Annotated in this window: 15 protein-coding genes and 3 pseudogenes; 10 read left to right on the top strand and 8 right to left on the bottom strand. The window is 60.8% G+C overall.

Features of this window, described 5'->3' with window-relative positions:
* Positions 1–225: 225 nt before the first annotated feature.
* The 3 genes from HJB89_RS19620 to HJB89_RS19610 form a co-directional block, all read right to left on the bottom strand.
* On the bottom strand, positions 226–1,500 hold the full coding sequence (locus tag HJB89_RS19620; protein WP_207585840.1) for an O-antigen ligase: 1,275 nt from the start codon (positions 1,498–1,500) through the stop codon (positions 226–228).
* Between the two features lie 483 nt (positions 1,501–1,983).
* Positions 1,984–2,235, bottom strand: coding sequence for a hypothetical protein (locus HJB89_RS19615; RefSeq protein WP_207585839.1), 252 nt, complete (start codon positions 2,233–2,235; stop codon positions 1,984–1,986).
* Between the two features lie 36 nt (positions 2,236–2,271).
* Positions 2,272–2,670, bottom strand: coding sequence for a DUF2934 domain-containing protein (locus HJB89_RS19610; protein WP_221116227.1), 399 nt, complete (start codon positions 2,668–2,670; stop codon positions 2,272–2,274).
* Between the two features lie 201 nt (positions 2,671–2,871).
* Between HJB89_RS19610 and HJB89_RS19605 the strand changes: the two genes are divergently transcribed.
* Positions 2,872–3,588, top strand: coding sequence for a GntR family transcriptional regulator (locus HJB89_RS19605; RefSeq protein WP_221116228.1), 717 nt, complete (start codon positions 2,872–2,874; stop codon positions 3,586–3,588).
* 45 nt (positions 3,589–3,633) lie between these two features.
* On the top strand, positions 3,634–4,821 hold the full coding sequence (uxuA, locus tag HJB89_RS19600; protein ID WP_221150415.1) for a mannonate dehydratase: 1,188 nt from the start codon (positions 3,634–3,636) through the stop codon (positions 4,819–4,821).
* A 70-nt stretch (positions 4,822–4,891) separates the two neighbouring features.
* Here the strand turns inward: uxuA and HJB89_RS19595 are convergent, their stop codons facing one another.
* A complete protein-coding gene (locus HJB89_RS19595) occupies positions 4,892–5,539 on the bottom strand; it encodes a TetR/AcrR family transcriptional regulator (RefSeq protein ID WP_221116230.1) in 648 nt (215 codons plus the stop codon).
* Positions 5,540–5,673: 134 nt separating this feature from the next.
* Between HJB89_RS19595 and HJB89_RS19590 the strand changes: the two genes are divergently transcribed.
* Both HJB89_RS19590 and HJB89_RS19585 read left to right on the top strand, forming a co-directional pair.
* Complete coding sequence (locus tag HJB89_RS19590) at positions 5,674–6,858, top strand: HlyD family secretion protein (protein WP_207585835.1); 1,185 nt, start codon at positions 5,674–5,676, stop codon at positions 6,856–6,858.
* A gap of 24 nt (positions 6,859–6,882) precedes the next feature.
* On the top strand, positions 6,883–8,466 hold the full coding sequence (locus tag HJB89_RS19585; protein ID WP_221150414.1) for a DHA2 family efflux MFS transporter permease subunit: 1,584 nt from the start codon (positions 6,883–6,885) through the stop codon (positions 8,464–8,466).
* Between the two features lie 61 nt (positions 8,467–8,527).
* Here the strand turns inward: HJB89_RS19585 and HJB89_RS19580 are convergent, their stop codons facing one another.
* Positions 8,528–9,397, bottom strand: a complete 870-nt coding sequence (locus HJB89_RS19580) for an aldose 1-epimerase family protein (RefSeq protein WP_207585833.1) — start codon at positions 9,395–9,397, stop codon at positions 8,528–8,530.
* A 100-nt stretch (positions 9,398–9,497) separates the two neighbouring features.
* A pseudogene (locus tag HJB89_RS19575) lies at positions 9,498–9,826 on the bottom strand (DUF6665 family protein).
* A 200-nt stretch (positions 9,827–10,026) separates the two neighbouring features.
* Between HJB89_RS19575 and HJB89_RS19570 the strand changes: the two are divergent.
* From HJB89_RS19570 to HJB89_RS19545, 6 genes and pseudogenes are all read left to right on the top strand, one after another.
* On the top strand, positions 10,027–11,649 hold the full coding sequence (locus HJB89_RS19570) for an ABC-F family ATP-binding cassette domain-containing protein (RefSeq protein ID WP_221141303.1): 1,623 nt from the start codon (positions 10,027–10,029) through the stop codon (positions 11,647–11,649).
* 98 nt (positions 11,650–11,747) lie between these two features.
* Positions 11,748–12,140: a VOC family protein gene (locus tag HJB89_RS19565; RefSeq protein ID WP_221131146.1), complete on the top strand. Its 393-nt coding sequence runs from the start codon at positions 11,748–11,750 to the stop codon at positions 12,138–12,140.
* A 69-nt stretch (positions 12,141–12,209) separates the two neighbouring features.
* A pseudogene (locus tag HJB89_RS19560) lies at positions 12,210–12,798 on the top strand (hypothetical protein).
* A 100-nt stretch (positions 12,799–12,898) separates the two neighbouring features.
* A complete protein-coding gene (locus tag HJB89_RS19555) occupies positions 12,899–13,063 on the top strand; it encodes a DUF1328 domain-containing protein (RefSeq protein WP_003571841.1) in 165 nt (54 codons plus the stop codon).
* 409 nt (positions 13,064–13,472) lie between these two features.
* Positions 13,473–13,994 (top strand): DUF992 domain-containing protein, encoded by a 522-nt coding sequence (locus tag HJB89_RS19550; RefSeq protein ID WP_221131145.1) that lies wholly within the window; start codon positions 13,473–13,475, stop codon positions 13,992–13,994.
* 92 nt (positions 13,995–14,086) lie between these two features.
* Positions 14,087–14,554: a GNAT family N-acetyltransferase gene (locus HJB89_RS19545; protein WP_207585920.1), complete on the top strand. Its 468-nt coding sequence runs from the start codon at positions 14,087–14,089 to the stop codon at positions 14,552–14,554.
* Between the two features lie 14 nt (positions 14,555–14,568).
* Here the strand turns inward: HJB89_RS19545 and HJB89_RS19540 are convergent.
* Together HJB89_RS19540 and HJB89_RS19535 are read right to left on the bottom strand one after the other, a co-directional pair.
* Positions 14,569–15,137: pseudogene (locus HJB89_RS19540) on the bottom strand (dienelactone hydrolase family protein).
* A 48-nt stretch (positions 15,138–15,185) separates the two neighbouring features.
* On the bottom strand, positions 15,186–16,115 hold the full coding sequence (locus HJB89_RS19535; RefSeq protein ID WP_207585828.1) for a LysR family transcriptional regulator: 930 nt from the start codon (positions 16,113–16,115) through the stop codon (positions 15,186–15,188).
* Positions 16,116–16,177 lie beyond the last annotated feature (62 nt).

Raw genomic sequence — 16,177 nt, 5'->3', positions numbered from 1 at the left:
TCAATGCGGCATTGGATCGGAATGATATGATCGCTGCCCGAGCGACATTGGCTGAGCTTGTTTCCGGCTATTCGTCAACGGGCGAGGTCTCGGATCTCGCTTTCACCGGCGCCGAAACCAATACGGCCGCCTTAGCCGTCAATCATCCTGCTCTAAATTAAATAGAGCGGGATCTCGTCGGAAAACCGGTCACACTTTTCGGCATCATACTCTAGGTGCCAGACGTCAGTTGCGAACGACGGGCGCAAAGCCTGTGCTGCCGCGATCCACGCAAATAAGAGCGACCAGATAGGCGAAGATCGGATCCAAGGCCTTCTGATTGAACATGATGCCAAAGCTGCCTGTTATGACGTAGCTGCTGACGAGCAGCAGAGCGAGCGCAATGGCCAGATCCCGGCCCGGCCCAGCTTCCTTTCTCCACGCGCCAATTACGGGCGTCGCGAGCATCAGCGAAAGCGCTGCGATGCCGAAAATACCGGCGTCGATTCCCGCCGTGAGAAAACCGTTGTGAACATGCGAATAGGTCAGCTGCGGCCTTAAGCTGTCGGGCAGCTCCGCCAACACCGAAGCCATCCGATTTTGCGGGCCATAGCCGGTCAGCGGGTCCTTACTGATTGCTGATACTGCCCCTTTATAAAGAGCGAACCGTGCACTGAGCGACGTGACCTCGCCGTCGCTGCGGTCGAGCGATGCCATATTCTCCTGCAGCGCCTCGATGCGATGGAGGATTTGGCCACTGCCCAAAGCGATAAGTCCCGCAAACAGCACAGAGCCGGTGATGGCGAGACTGCGCAAGCTCAGATGGAAACTGTGTTTGCGGAAATACCAGAGAAAAATGACGATATGAACGGGAATGACGAGCCAGGCCGAGCGCGTTCCCGAAAGCAGTACGCAGCCTAGACCGGCGGCATACCCCAAGATCGCAATTCTTTGCTCCACGCTTTTCGGGGATTGAACGTTAAGAAGCGCTATGCCGCCGAAAAGAACGCCTATGATGCCCAGCAGTGCAGCATTCGATGTCCCAGCCTCCGCCCTCTCCATCAGAAACATGATCTGCAGCAGACTGAAGAGAAAGGTAACGATCATGCCGATACCTGCGCTGAGAATAAACAGCGGCACGAGGCGGCCATCGGGAGACTGGCGCATTCGCGGCAATAACAGCCAGACCGAAAAGAAAGGCAGCAGCCGGAATATCCAGTCCAGTTCTTCGGAGTAAGGTGGATTGATGAATATGCTCGCGATCATCACCAGCGGGTAGATCGACATGCCAATGGCAACCAGCCGGTCGGATTTCGACAGGTTCAAGGCCAGGCTGCCCGTCGCCAGACAGCAGAGGCCCCACACCATTGATGCGAGAAGGATGAACAAGTTAAAGTTCGGCGAAAGTCCGGGAAGGATTGCAAAGAAAAAGACCGCAATGCGGTTGTTCCGATCACGTGCGCTTCCCGCCCCATTTTCTGGATAGAGCACTGCTATCTTCAGTTGTCTGAGGTATTTCACTTGCCGATCCTGACCATGCTGATGCCGTTTCGCTAAGGATCGTGATCACGCCTGTCAAGCGGGGCGATTAGATGCAATCTAAGGCTTTAAGCCTCGTGGTATTCCAGCAACAGCATCTGTGGACGAACGTGGGCGTACGAAATGACGGGATGCGACATAAGGTCGGCTTCAGCAGTAGACACGTGAGGTGCAGGTTCGGTTCGAAGTTTGATCGTCGACCGGTATTTTTCGCAAATGGGATCGCCGAGGGCGACGTCACGCCCGGGCGGGCTGCGAAGCATTAACGCAGATGACGCGACAGGTCGCTTCGAAACGACCCAGCTGACGGGACTTCGCCGCCGATCGTGCAAGGGTGCCGAAAGTCAGCGGTCTTCGGGCGACATCCTATTCTAGCATCATGTCCGACGGGCAAAAGATGTGGCTGGTGGGCGACCGGGCGCTCCGGATCTTCCATCCCGCGAGCCGCTTCATTGAACGTCTCCGCTATCGCCAATATCGACGTGTCATACTTTCGGTCGATGATCGACCGAAGAGGTAGCCGAGGCCGAAGGCCAGAATGCCGGTGCCGAGCAATAATGCGCTTGCGGTGTGCGGGTGATCCCTAACGCCGGAGGCGACGGCGTAGACCTCTCGTGTCACCCCATTGGCCGCCGACCTCGCAACTTTGGTCAATCCCTCCGGTTGCTCGGCGGGTATTCCGGTGAATCCGGCGTTCAAGTTTTGTTTGTCGGCCATGTCGGCACCTTCCTAAGATTGGCTATAGGCTGAAGTTCAACTCTGCTCACGCGTGCCGGGGGAGGCTTCGCGCTGATCGGCATCTTCGAGATCGGTTCTGACGAGGAATGTATCGGTATGTTGGCGCGAGGCCTCTCGCAGTGCCGCGAGATTTGGAGGATTGTTGATTTCGCCCGGTGCGTCGAGTTCATGCTCAGCCAAGGTCCAGTGATGCCGGTGCTGGCCTTCTGGCCTACCGTCCTTTTCCCAGAGCGAATATGCCCTTTTGCGGATCTCCTCTTCGCGGCTGGCTGCCGGCGACCCGCCGGTCTGCCTACCGATGTCGTTTACGGCTCGCCGAGCCGTTTTCTTTCCGCGGCTGTCCGCGGCGGATGGAAATTCCGGCCGGCCGTCGGCCGGGGCTTCGCTTGTCTTGCGTCGTGCCGGGTTTTTCATGAGCGTCTCCTTGAGTATCTCAACCAGCTCGCCCGATCTAAGTTCCAAACAATGGGTACCTTGGTACGGAGGTCCGGCATCCTGCACGGCTGCCGGCCATCCTCCGGATGGACGTCATGCCGTCCCGCATGGCAACACGAGTTGGCAAGGTGAGATAATTGATATACTAGTATGCCAAAATCTCTCCGTTTTGGTATCGTTATGCGGCAGGCATCAGCAATTGAAGTTTTGGTCGCCCCGCCGCAGATTGTCGGCAGGCTGCGGCGGATCACCACCGCCGGCGCCATTTATGAGCGCCTGCATGCCAATATCGTGTCGCTGCGGATGCCGCCTGGCATGTTGCTGCAGGAAAAGCGCATCGCCGACGATTTCGGCGTCAGCCGCACGCCGGTGCGTGAGGCGCTACTCAGGCTTTCCGAAGGCGGGCTGGTCGACATTTACCCACAGTCGGGCACCGTCGTGTCGCGCGTGCCGGTTTCTGCGATTCCCGAGGCGGTCGTCGTGCGCAAGGCGCTCGAAGGCACGACCGTCGAGACTGCTGCTCTCCTCGCCACCGCTGCCGACATTGGCCGTCTCGATGCCATCATCGCCCGGCAGCGGTCGCATGCCGCAACAGGCAATGCCTCGAGTTTCCATGAGGAAGACGAGACCTTTCACGAGGCGATCGCACAGACAGCGGGTTATCCCGGAATCTGGGCGATCCTGAAAACGGTCAAGGTGCAGATCGACCGGGCTCGGCGGCTGACGCTGCCGGTGCTCGGGCGGATGGACACTGTGGTGCACGAACATATGATCATTCGCGATGCGCTCGCCGCCCATGATGCGACGGCTGCACGGCACGCGATGATCCATCACCTGAGCGCCGTCATTCCCGACGTCGACGAGCTGCGCTCGCGTTACCCCGATTATTTCTGCTGATGGCAGACTAAGACACGAAATGAAAAGGCAAGGGAAGGAACAAGGATGCGGCAGGGTTGGAGATGGTTCGGGCCGGAAGCGCCGGTGACGCTGGATGATGTCCGCCAGACGGGTGCGACCAACATCGTCTCTTCGCTCCATCAGGTGCCGATTGGCAGAGCGTGGACGGAAAAGGAAGTGCGCGAGCGCCAGTCTCTGATCGAGACCACGCCTGGCGACCGTTCGCCGCTCGCCTGGTCGGTGGTCGAGAGCATTCCGATTCCCGACGCCGTCAAGCGCAAGGGCGGGGAGGCGACGGCCGAAATCGAGGCGTGGATCGCCAGCCTCGAAGCGGTCGCCGCCTGTGGCATTCCGATCGTCTGCTACAATTTCATGCCGGTGGTCGACTGGACCCGCACCGAGCTCGATTTCGTGACGCCGACGGGCGCCACCGCCATGCGGTTCGATCACGAACGTTTCGCAGCCTTCGATCTCTTCATTCTCGAACGGCCGGATGCGGCGCAGCACTATTCCGGCGATGACCGCGAACGGGCGCGTATCGTCTTCGAAGCCATGTCGGAGGACGAGATCGCCGACATCACCCGCATCATCACCTCGGCTCTGCCGGGTTCGACCACCGAGCCTCTGACCATTCCGGCATTCCGGGAAAAGCTGGTCGCCTATAGCGGTATCGATGCCGCGCGGCTGCGCCGGCATCTGATCGAATTCCTGGAGGCGGTGACGCCGGCGGCCGAGGAGCGCGGCGTCAAGCTGACGCTGCACCCCGATGATCCGCCGCGTTCGCTGTTCGGCCTGCCGCGCATCGCCTCGACGGCCGATGACTATGCCGCGCTCTTTGATGCGGTGCCGTCGCCAGCCAACGGCATGTGTTATTGCACCGGCAGCCTCGGCGTGCGCGCCGAAAACGACCTGCCTGCGATCGCCCGGCGTTTCGCGTCGCGCATTCACTTTGCCCATCTGCGCGCCACGAGCCGCGAAGGCGACGGCCGGACCTTCCATGAAAGCGCCCATTTGGAAGGCGACGTCGACATGGTCGCCGTGCTCAGGGAACTGGTTGCGGAAGATCGGCGCCGCAGCGCGCAGGACACGATCGTCTTTCGCTCAGACCATGGTCACCGCATGCTCGACGATCTCGACAAGATCGTCACACCTGGCTACCCCGCCATCGGCCGCATGCGCGGCCTTGCAGAACTTCGCGGCATCCTGCATGCGCTCGACGCGCCGCCGAACTGAGGGCGTTCCGCGGTTTGCAGTGCTGCGCCTTTCAGCAGAAATCATCGCGCTCTGAAGCTTGAGCAACGCTTCAGAGCGCGCAACCCTTCAAAAAAAGATCGGCGCACATCTTCGCCCGAGCCTCAATCGCCTCGATTTTCGGCGGTGGTTCCTGGCGCAGCATTGCGGCGCGCTGCGGCTCCATGATCATCATGCCGCGCAGCATGCCGCAGGCGGCGTGCGGCTCGTCAAGCGCAATCAGGCCGCGGTCGATCTGCTTACGCAGCCAGTCCTCCATCAGCGTATTGGTCCTGACGATGGCTTTCTCATAGAAGGTATTGGCGATCTCGGGAAAACGGTCGGACTCGCTGATGACGAGCCGGGTGACGGTGATCGTATCCAGCGAGAGCGTCAGCATGCCATAGGCCATCAGCATGCGTTCAAGTCCCTGTCTGAGATCGGCCACGGCGAGGGTGCCCGGGTCAAGCGACATGAGAAAGCGCCCCGTGCGCTCCGTGACCATCTCGGAAAAGAGGTCTGCCTTCGTCGGAAACAGGCGATAGAGCGTCTTGGTCGAAACCCCCGCCTCTTGTGCGATCGCAGCGATGCTTGCGGCCGCATAGCCGCTCTCGTGGAACTGCCTGTTGGCCGCCTCGATGATGACGCTTCTCGTATCGTCGTCACAACGCACTTGCGGCCGGCCTCGCGACCTCTTCTCGATTTCGTGATTTTGGACCATCACAATTTTCCAAATTATCGTTGACATCCGTTTTCTAATACATATTTTGGAAAACATCAAGTTTCCAAAACGTATGCCACCGGAATTCAAAGGCCGCGGCCTATAGCGACAGCGACCACTCCCAGGAGAGAGACATGTCCATCAAAACGCTGCAGGCCCTTAACAACAACGCACCTGTGCCAGAAACCACTGCGGAAGCCGCACCCGCAACCCTTGATGCCGGCAATTCGCCGCGCATCGTCGAACCTGCCCTCGTTTCGGAGCCTCCCGTTCGCAAACGCGGCGGTCGCGGATTGTTGCTCGGTGCAACGGCGCTCGTGCTGATTGCCGCTGCCGGCTATTACGGCCACAACTACTGGACCATCGGCCGTTTCGAAGTCTCGACCGACGATGCCTATGTGAAGGCTGACAATACCACCGTCGCCCCGAAAGTGTCGGGCTATATCGCAGAAGTGCTGGTCAGCGATAACCAGATGGTCGAGGCCGGCCAGCCGCTTGCCCGCATCGACGATCGCGATTTCCGCGCCGCCCTCGATCAGGCCGAGGCCGATGTCGCTGCGGCTGAGGCGGTGCTCGACGCCAAACAGGCGTCGCTTGATATTCAGCGCTCTACGATTGCCGCCGCCCGCGCCACGGTCGAAGTCGACAAGGCCAATGAGACCTTTGCCGAACAAAACAACAAGCGCTATGCCAATCTCGCGACCAACGGTTATGCTCCGGTCCAGACGGCGCAGCAGGCGGCCTCTGCCATCGCTGCAGCCCAGGCAACCAACGTTCGCGACAACGCCACGCTCGATGCCGCCGTCAAGCAGGTCGATCTCCTGAATGCCGAACTCGCCCAGGCGAGGGCGACGATTGCCCATGACCGGGCAATCCAGCATCAGGCTGAGCTGAACCTCTCCTATGCAACCATTGCCGCACCTGTCGACGGCACCGTCGGCAACCGCACACTGCGTGTTGGCCAGTATGTCCAGGCCGGCACCCAGCTGATGTCGGTCGTGCCGACGAGCGAGGTCTATGTGATTGCCAACTATAAGGAGACGCAGCTCACCGATGTTCGGGCTGGCCAGCCGGTCAATATCGAGGTCGATACCTTTCCAGGCCGCATCTATCACGGCCACGTCGACAGCCTTGCTCCGGCAAGCGGCCAGGAATTTGCCCTGCTGCCTCCCGACAATGCAACGGGAAATTTCACCAAGGTCGTTCAGCGCATTCCGGTCAAGATCGTGCTTGATGACGAAGCCGCCGATGGCGACCTGCGTCCGGGCATGTCGGTTCAACCGAGCATCGACACCATCGCCGATGCCGACCGCAAATAGGCGCCGGGATCAGGAGATCGTGTCATGTCCACCATCGCAGCAACAGCCGTCGCCACATCGCAGCCCCGGGCCAGCACCCGGGAATGGATCGCCGTTCTCGCCGGGATGATCGGCGCTTTCATGGCGATCCTCAACATCCAGATCACCAACGCCTCCCTCCTCGATATCGAGGGCGGTATCGGAACGGGCGTCGACAACGGTGCCTGGATCTCAACCTCATATCTGATCGGCGAAATCGTCGTCATTCCGCTGACGGCCTATTTCAGCAGCGTCTTTTCATTCCGCCGCTATATCCTCGTTAATTCTATCCTGTTTCCGCTGTTTTCGATCGCCTGCGCCTTCGCCCATGATCTCGGGACGATGATCCTGCTGCGCGGCCTGCAGGGTTTTGCCGGTGGTGTGCTGATCCCGATGGCCTTCACCATGGTGCTGACCAAGCTGCCAAAACCGCAGCAGCCGCTCGGCCTTGCGATCTTTGCGCTCTCGGTCACCTTCGCGCCGGCGATCGGTCCGACCATCGGCGGTTACCTCACCGAAAACTATGGCTGGCAGACCATCTTCTTCATCAACGCCATCCCGAGCGCCATCATGGCCGTAGCGCTCGCTCTGACGCTCGACAAGCAGCCGATGCAGCTCCGCCTGCTCAGGGAAGGCGATTGGGCGGGAATTTTCACCATGGCGATCGGTTTGTCAGCGCTGCAGACGGTTCTCGAGGAAGGCAACAAGGAGGACTGGTTTTCCTCGCCCTTCATCGTCAAGCTCAGCATCCTCGCCTTCGTCTTTCTCGCCGGCTTCATCTGGATCGAGCTCACCGTGAAGAAGCCGCTGGTCAAGCTCAGCCTGCTGACGCAGCGAAATTTCGGCATCGGTGTTGCCGTCAACGTGCTGGTTGGCGTCGCCCTCTTCGGCACCGTCTATATCCTGCCGCAATATCTCGGCCAGGTTCAGCACTACAATGCCGAGCAGATCGGCATGGTGCTGGCTTGGACCGGTTTGCCGCAACTGCTGCTGATCCCGCTTGTTCCGATGATGATGAAGCGCTTCGATGCGCGTTACATCGGCTTCCTCGGCATCTCGATCTTCGCGATCAGCTGCTTCATGAACATCACGCTTTCGGCAAATACCGCCGGCGACCAGTTCTGGATCCCGAACATCGTCCGCGCCATCGGCCAGGCGCTGGTGCTGACGCCGATCACCGCCATTACTACCGCCGGCATCGCAGCCGCTGACGCGGCCGCTGCTTCGGGCCTGACCAACATGCTGCGCAATCTCGGGGGCGCCGTCGGCACGGCAACGCTCGGCACGGTGCTGACCAAACGCGAGCAGTTCCACTCGAATATCATCGGCCAGTCGGTCACGCTCTCCCGTGATGAAGTACGCGACCGGCTTGCGCAAACGACCGGCTATTTCATGCAGCACGGCATTTCCGACCCAGCTATCGCCGGGCAGAAGGCCGTTGTCGTTCTCGGGCAGATCGTCAGGCGTCAGGCCCTCATCCTGGGCTTCGCCGACACTTTCGCTGTCATCGGCGTGGTTCTTGCAATTGCTGCCGTCGCCCTGCTGCTCACCCAAAAGCCGCGGGCTGGGGGTGGCGCGGGCGCTCACTGACAACGCCCCTGCGACGGCTGTAAAAGCCTCCTTCGTGCGCCCCCGTCGGGCGCGCGGCTTTCTATTGTAAAATCTCGACGGTAAAGGCGAAGCGAGCGACCGCGCCCGGTGCCAGGATAGTCGTGTAGGGCCGCTTCGAAAGCTCGCTCGAACGTCCAGCCTCCGCGGCCGTTCCGTGCCAGGGCTCGATGCAGAGGAAGGGAGCGCCCGGTTTGGTCCACAGGGCAAGATTGGGCAGATTTTCGAACCGGAATTGCATGGTCGGCCCATTTTCGGCGCCATAAGTTAAGCCTTCGCCTGCCCCTTGCGGAAAGATCATCGCATCCTGGTCGAACATGGCGTGATCGAGCACCAACCGACCGGTATCGAACGGCGAGGGCAGCGTCGCAGGATTGATGAGGCCACCCTGCAGCCGCACAAGCGGCGGCTCGCCCTTATTGTCGAGCGTAACGACATGGGCGTGCCCGGCGGCACCCGGCAGCGGCCAGGCAAAGGCCGAATGGAATCCGAGCCCGAACGGCATCGCCTTCTGATCGCGGTTGGTGACTTCTGCCGCCACCGTCAGCGCGCGGCCCTCAACCGCATGCTCCACCGCCAGCTGAAAATCGAATGGATAAGCCGCCCGGGTGGCCGCCGAGGCGACCAGTTCGTATCGGCACATCGTCGCGGTGGATGCCGCAAGCGCGAATTCGCTGCGGCGGGCAAAACCATGCTGGGCCATCGGATAGATCGTGCCGTCGATTGCTATCTTGTCCTCCGGCGCCTTGCCGACGATCGGAAAAAGGATCGGCGACCGCCCGGTCCAGAAGGCTGGGTCGCCCGTCCACAGCCATGAGCGTCCGTTTCTGGTGGTGAGCGCCTGCATCTCGGCGCCGAGGGAGGAGACGTCGACGGTGAGATGCTGGTTTCCAATCCGGATCGAGCTTGGCATCGCAATTCCCTTTCGCCATGGTTCGGCATCAAGCCATATCTTTCTGGGCCGCTGATTTCCACTCAATAGGTAAGGGAGCCGCTCCCACCGTCGCTACGTGTTATTTTGGCACGGCGCCCAATCTGGCGATCACTTCGTTCGGGATGCCATAACGCTGAATGGCGTCGCGGTTGTTCCGCAGCCCGCAGATCTCACGCTGGATGAAGAAGGCCCAGACGGCGTCGGACGCTGCATTGAGAAGTCTCTCGCGTTCCTCGTCACTCTGTGGTTGGTAGTCCAAGCCCTCAGCGCGGCGAGTGCTGCCTCCACCTTCTGCCCGTGGCGCCCGAGCGCATCGGCGCGTTCCGACATCAGCTCGTATTCGAGGACGTTGAAGCCGTTTGTATTCTGCTGCGATTGTCTGAGGGACTGCGGCGGGCGGACGCTCATTGGCACGGCCTCTCCTTGGCGCGAGCCTCGATACTATCCAATCCGGTTCTAAATTAAAGCAGCGAGCACGAGGTCGTCCGAAAACCGCTTACAGGTTTCGGCATCCTCAGGAGATCGAGAGGGTTGGAAACGGGCCTATCCTGTCATTTCCATGCGTGGCATAAGGGCGCCAAAATCTTTTCCCGGGTCCCGCGCAAATCATGATTCGTATCGAAAATATCAGCAAACAACTCAGCCACCGGATTCTCTTCATCGAGGCGTCTGCAGCTCTCAACAAAGGCGAGAAGATTGGTCTCGTCGGCCCGAACGGCGCCGGCAAGACGACGATCTTCCGGATGATCAACGGTGAGGAGCAGCCAGACGAAGGGCAGGTCTCCTGTGAAAAGGGCGTCACCATCGGCTACTTCAACCAGGACGTCGGCGAGATGGCGGGCCACAGTGCCGTCGCCGAGGTGATGAACGGCGCCGGCCCGGTCAGCCTCGTTGCCGGCGAATTGCGTGAGCTTGAGGCGGCCATGGCCGATCCCGAGCAGGCCGACGACATGGACAAGATCATCGAGCGCTACGGCGAGGTGCAGGCGCGCTACGAGGAACTGGACGGTTATGCGCTCGAAGGACGCGCCCGCGAAGTGCTCGCCGGCCTGAGCTTCAGCCAGGAGATGATGGACGGCGATGTCGGCGCCCTGTCGGGCGGTTGGAAGATGCGCGTGGCGCTCGCTCGCATCCTGCTCATGCGTCCCGATGTCATGCTGCTCGACGAGCCGAGCAACCATCTGGATCTCGAAAGCCTGATCTGGCTGGAGGAGTTCCTGAAAGGCTACGAGGGCGCTCTGCTGATGACCTCGCATGACCGCGAGTTCATGAACCGGATCATCACTAAGATCATCGAGATCGATGGCGGCACGCTGACGACCTATTCGGGTGATTACGAATTCTACGAGCAGCAGCGGGCGCAGAACGAAAAGCAGCAGCAGGCCCAATTCGAACGCCAGCAGGCGATGCTCGCCAAGGAAATCAAGTTCATCGAGCGGTTCAAGGCGCGCGCCTCGCATGCCTCGCAGGTGCAGAGCCGCGTCAAGAAGCTGGAAAAGATCGACCGGGTGGAGCCGCCCAAGCGCCGTCAGGTGGTCTCCTTCGAGTTTCAGCCGGCGCCGCGATCCGGCGAAGATGTGATCAACCTCAAGAACGTGCACAAGAAATACGGCAGTCGAAGCATCTATGAAGGACTGGATTTCATGGTGCGGCGCCGGGAACGCTGGTGCATCATGGGCATCAACGGCGCCGGCAAGTCGACACTGCTGAAGCTGGTGACGGGGACCGCCGAGCCCGATGAAGGCAGCGTCGCTCTCGGCGCCAGCGTCAAGATGGGATATTTCGCCCAGCACGCCATGGATATTCTCGACGGCGAGCACACCGTCTTCCAGTCGCTGGAAGACCGGTTCCCACAGGCGGGGCAGGGGCCTTTGCGGGCGCTCGCCGGATGTTTCGGCTTCTCCGGCGACGATGTCGAGAAGCGCTGCCGTGTATTGTCCGGCGGCGAGAAGGCGCGGCTGGTCATGGCCATTATGCTGTTCGACCCGCCGAATCTGCTCGTGCTTGACGAGCCGACGAACCATCTCGACCTCGACACCAAGGAGATGCTGATCAAGGCGCTGTCGCAATATGAGGGCACCATGCTGTTCGTCTCGCACGACCGGCATTTCCTGGCGGCACTCTCCAACCGGGTGCTGGAGCTGACGCCGGACGGCGTGCATCAATATGGCGGCGGCTACACGGAATATGTGGCGCGCACCGGCCACGAGGCGCCGGGTCTCAGGAGCTGACGATTATTTTTCCCGGCATGTCGAAACCGGCAGGCTCGAAGCGACCAGCAGAAAGCCGGCCATCGATATCGGTGGACGATCGAAGCAACGGAGGAGAAATGCCCATGAGGTTGGATAGGATCGAGGTCATCACCCTGTTCGTCGACGATATTGACGCGGCGAGGGCATTCTACCAAAAGGTCTTTGCCGCCGATGTCGTCTATCAGGACGCTGTCTGCTCGGTGCTGAAATTTTCGGGGACGATGGTCAACCTTCTCAAGGGTACGGAAGCGCCGCAGCTGGTCGATCCGTCACCGGTGGCGGCATCCGGTTCGGGCAGTCGCGTCTTGCTGACGATCAAGGTCGATGATGTCGACGGGGTCTGCGCGGACCTGCGCAAACTCGGGATCATGCTGCTCAATGGTCCGATCGATCGTCCATGGGGCCGCCGTACGGCGGCCTTTGCCGATCCGTCCGGCCATGTCTGGGAGGTCGCGCAGGAACTGCGCTAACGTTGCAACTAAAGCCTTGGCAGGCCGCTTCCTTCACGCGACGGGCGTGATTCGGCAGGTATTGCCACGATGATGACCAAATTCCGTGGTGTTCGGAGCCCTCTTCATGCAATCGGGGACGAGCATCGGCATGGACTGGATCAATCGCTATATCGATCAGCCGCTACTGCACGGCGCGGCGGGCTTGCTGCGCACTTGGCATCTCCGCACGCGGCAACCGCCGGAGCTGTTGGAGCCGACATGGAATCTCGTCGTGCTCTCCTTTCTCCTGATCGCCAGCGGGCAGGTCATGACTGGCAAACCTTTCGCGCTCAGTGTCGCCGCGCTGCTCATGCTGGCGCTGCCATCAGCACGAAAACTGCTTTCGGCGCTGAAAGCGACGGGAGGAGGTTATGGCGCCCGGCAATACAAGTCGCTGCGAGCGCGCGCCATCGCCAAACGTGAGGCGGAGTGGTCGGTGCGGATCATCGTCCTGTTCGCCTCCGCCTGCCTTCCCTTCATCGCCCGCATCGACGATCCGGTGGGAGCCTATTTCATGCTGGGAGCAAGCATCTGGTTCGTGCTGACCGGGCCGCTCAAGGCCTATCTCGATGCGGCCGAGCCTCCCGAGCCGAATGAAGGCGACCGGATGGTCAGCGGCGCTTTTCATTTCGGCTGAACAAATCCGATGCGACGTCGCATGTGCCGGCCGTGAGACGGGCAGGGAACCAAATGGGGCGGCCTCCGTTATCTCCGCAGCAACGTAAAAGGAGATTGCGATGCTTTATTACGCTCTGGTGTTTCTCGTTGTGGCCTTGATTGCCGGCGTCCTCGGATTTGGCGGTATAGCAGGAGCTTCAGCTTCCATTGCCCAGGTTCTGTTCTTCATTTTCCTGGTGTTGTTCGTCGTGTCGCTCGTCATGCGCTTTATGCGAAGAGTATAGCGCGAATAGAACAAATATAAAAACCCGGCGAACACATCGCCGGGTTTTTCTGTATCGACCCATCCGCTTTGACGTTTCGCTTCGGCCGATCCGGTCGTCGTGGTTCGGGTCGGCCAAAATGAATCGATACCGTCCGCAGAAAGTCGACGGCGATCAGGATCGTGCCTTTCCGGCAACCATTCCTGACAACATCATGAAATAACCGGATGGCGCGAATTAGTGCCTTCGAAATGTCCCAATGGGAGCTGAACCGTAAGCGTGTTTGTCGCTTGCGCATCTTCTGCGCTCTGACAGGCGACGTGAAGATGGTACCGGATCGGGATCGTTTTGCAGTTCCGTCCGTTATCTATTGCCGAATCTGGTGGCGAGTAGCCGGGTATGCTCGTCACGATTTGAGAAGGAGAGACTTATGGACAAAATTTTTGCGAAGGCACTTGCCGCGGTATCGTTGACGCTGGCCGGCGCTGGGGCGGTCAATGCCGCCGACCTCGTAACCAGGACGTATGAAGAGCCGGACCTGCGCAATGGTGTCAAGATCGGTTACCTCACCTGCGATATCGGTGGCGGTACAGGTTATGTGCTCGGTTCATCCAAGGAAGCCGATTGCATCTTCCAGTCAACCGTCGGCAACGAGCTGTCGGATCGTTATACTGGCGAGATGAGAAAGCTCGGCATCGACCTCGGCTTTACCACCCGCAGCCGCCTGATCTGGGCCGTGTTCGCGCCGACCGCCGGTTATCACCGCGGATCGCTCGCCGGCCTCTATGTCGGCGCTACCGCCGAAGCGACGCTCGGGGCCGGTGTCGGCGCCAATCTCCTGATTGGCGGAACCTCTGGCTCGATCCATCTGCAGACGGTCAGCCTGACCGGCCAGCTTGGCCTCAACGTTGCGGCCGGCAGTGCGTCGATGACGCTGACAGCCGCGAACTGATATGCCTTTGGGCGCCCCGCGATGCGGCAGGGCGCCACCCCTTTGAAGGGCGATTTTACGCGCCGATATGCCCCCGGCCGGATCACGACATGATGGATATTCGAACGGCAACGCCCGACGAGGATGAGATCCTGGTGGGGCACCATCTGAAGATCTGGGACAGCTATGGCACGCCGCCGGAACACTACAGGCCCGATGCGGCGGCGCGGATCTTGTCTTTCATCAGAAGCGGACGCGAGGAGCGGCGTCTGACTTCGTTCCTTGCTATCGTCGACGGTGAAATCGCCGGTTCCGCGTCGTGCCAGATGCACCAATCACCATTTCCGGAGATCATCCAGCCGGAACAGCGACTGCATGGCTACATCTGGTCTGTCTATGTCGCCGACGCCTTCCGCCGGCGCGGCATCGCGTTGGCGCTGACCAACAAGGCTATTGATTATCTGAAGTCTATCGGCTGCACGACGGCCGTCATCCACGCCTCGGATGCCGGTGAGCCCGTTTACCGGGCCGCCGGGTTTGAACTGGCGAAGGAAATGCGCCTGCAGTTTCCGGCGGAGTAACGGCCTGGCGGCTACTACAGTGCAGCGAGGAAGCCGATGACGCGGCTCCATGTCAGTTCGGCCGTAGCTGCATCGTGATCCGGCAGCGTCGGATCGGTGTAGAGATGACCGGCGCCGGAATATTTGAAGATCTCCGCGGCGATGCTCGACCGGGCCGCTGCCGCTTGCCAGGTTTCAACCTCTTCCCTGGGCGCGAATCGATCCGGATCGGCAAGATGGATCTGGACGGGAAGGCCCCGGCGCGCGTTGTCCGGAATTTCAGCGAGGCCTTGAAGCAGCAGCAAGCCTACCATCTGCGGCCGCTTCGGCCAAAGATGTGCGGAGACGCCAGCACCCATCGAAAATCCGCCGAGCACGGCGGAGCCAGGCAGCGGGGCGACCGCCTTTTCCGCGCGTTGGCAAAGAGTGGACCACCCGATCGCCTCCTTCAGTTCAATGCCCTCATCGATCGATCGCGCGACCTTGCCCGCATAGAGAGATCCGGCGTAAACACCTGATGCCCAGCCGCCCGCAGACGCTCTGCTGCATCGCGCTCGAGTGACCGGAGTCCATAAACCGAATGAAACAGCACCACCGTTGCCATTACTAATCTCCTCAATCGGTGCAGCGAACGTCGCCACCGACCTTCCGCCTACGCTTTCGCCCGGCCGGGTGCGATAAAAGCGGCGATCGTCGCCTCGTCATGGCCTGCCTCGCGTAGGAAGCGACTGGCGAATTCGATGGCGGGGCTTCTGAGCGCATCGTCCGGTCGAATAAGGTGGAAGGCCACATGATTGTCGAGCGTCCGCTCCGACACGGCGACGACGCGCCCGGCCGCAAGCGCGGCATCCGACAGCGGCGGCCGGGCGAGAGCGATGCCGAGCCCTTGTACACAGGCATCGACGACGAGATTGTAATCCTCGAAGCGACGGTCGTGGCCGCGTGGCGTGTAGTCGACGCCCTCGCGCGCAAGCCAGCGACGCCAGCCTTCGATATTGGAGTCGTGCAGGATCGGCAGGTCGAGCAGCGAAACAGCATCGGAGCGCTGGCCGAGCCGGTCTGCCAGGGCCGGGGCGGCGATCGGATACGACTTCTCCTGCCAGAGCGACAGGGCGCGCACGCCGGCCCACGGCCCTTTGCCGCAGCGGATGGCAAGGTCCGTGCCTTCGCCGAAATCCGCCAGCCGGTGTTCGAGCGTCAACTCGACATGCAGCTCGTTTCCTTCGAGCTTCGGCAGACGCTGAAACAGCCACAACGAGGCGACCGAGGGCGTCACCGAAAGGCGCACCACCGCCCTATTGCGGCGAGGCAGCCAGCGTTCGCCGCTATTGCCGAGCAGTGCAAGCGCTTCCTCCGCCCGCGCGAAAAACCGCATGCCCTCCGGCGTCAGCCGCACGCCTCTGGCTTCGCGGGCAAACAGCCGCACCCCCATCCAGCGCTCGAGGCGCGAGACCTGCCGCGACACCGCGCCATGCGTGATGCCGCTTTCCTCGGCCGCGGCCGAAAACGATCCAAGCCGGGCGGCGCGGGCAAAGGTCTCGAGCGTATCGAGCGGCGGAAGCACGGGCGAGCTGTGAACCATAGACACATTTGATCATCGATTGCGATGCTTTTCAAGCACGCATCGAAGGCCTAATCCATTGT

Source organism: Rhizobium sp. NZLR8, assembly GCF_019685025.1.
In the GTDB taxonomy this organism is placed as follows: domain Bacteria; phylum Pseudomonadota; class Alphaproteobacteria; order Rhizobiales; family Rhizobiaceae; genus Rhizobium.
The sequence above is the reverse complement of the archived record's forward strand: the minus strand, read 5'-3'. Positions and strand labels throughout refer to the sequence as shown.

What these genes read in the sequence shown, in the direction of transcription:
- HJB89_RS19590 (WP_207585835.1), top strand. Translation starts at nt 5,674, where the DNA reads ATGTCCATCAAAACGCTGCAGGCCCTTAACAACAACGCACCTGTGCCA.
- HJB89_RS19570 (WP_221141303.1), top strand. Translation starts at nt 10,027, where the DNA reads ATGATTCGTATCGAAAATATCAGCAAACAACTCAGCCACCGGATTCTC.
- HJB89_RS19610 (WP_221116227.1), bottom strand. Translation starts at nt 2,670, where the DNA reads ATGAAAAACCCGGCACGACGCAAGACAAGCGAAGCCCCGGCCGACGGC.
- uxuA (WP_221150415.1), top strand. Translation starts at nt 3,634, where the DNA reads ATGCGGCAGGGTTGGAGATGGTTCGGGCCGGAAGCGCCGGTGACGCTG.
- HJB89_RS19535 (WP_207585828.1), bottom strand. Translation starts at nt 16,115, where the DNA reads ATGGTTCACAGCTCGCCCGTGCTTCCGCCGCTCGATACGCTCGAGACC.
- HJB89_RS19545 (WP_207585920.1), top strand. Translation starts at nt 14,087, where the DNA reads ATGGATATTCGAACGGCAACGCCCGACGAGGATGAGATCCTGGTGGGG.
- HJB89_RS19585 (WP_221150414.1), top strand. Translation starts at nt 6,883, where the DNA reads ATGTCCACCATCGCAGCAACAGCCGTCGCCACATCGCAGCCCCGGGCC.
- HJB89_RS19605 (WP_221116228.1), top strand. Translation starts at nt 2,872, where the DNA reads ATGCGGCAGGCATCAGCAATTGAAGTTTTGGTCGCCCCGCCGCAGATT.
- HJB89_RS19615 (WP_207585839.1), bottom strand. Translation starts at nt 2,235, where the DNA reads ATGGCCGACAAACAAAACTTGAACGCCGGATTCACCGGAATACCCGCC.
- HJB89_RS19565 (WP_221131146.1), top strand. Translation starts at nt 11,748, where the DNA reads ATGCCCATGAGGTTGGATAGGATCGAGGTCATCACCCTGTTCGTCGAC.
- HJB89_RS19550 (WP_221131145.1), top strand. Translation starts at nt 13,473, where the DNA reads ATGGACAAAATTTTTGCGAAGGCACTTGCCGCGGTATCGTTGACGCTG.
- HJB89_RS19555 (WP_003571841.1), top strand. Translation starts at nt 12,899, where the DNA reads ATGCTTTATTACGCTCTGGTGTTTCTCGTTGTGGCCTTGATTGCCGGC.
- HJB89_RS19595 (WP_221116230.1), bottom strand. Translation starts at nt 5,539, where the DNA reads ATGGTCCAAAATCACGAAATCGAGAAGAGGTCGCGAGGCCGGCCGCAA.
- HJB89_RS19580 (WP_207585833.1), bottom strand. Translation starts at nt 9,397, where the DNA reads ATGCCAAGCTCGATCCGGATTGGAAACCAGCATCTCACCGTCGACGTC.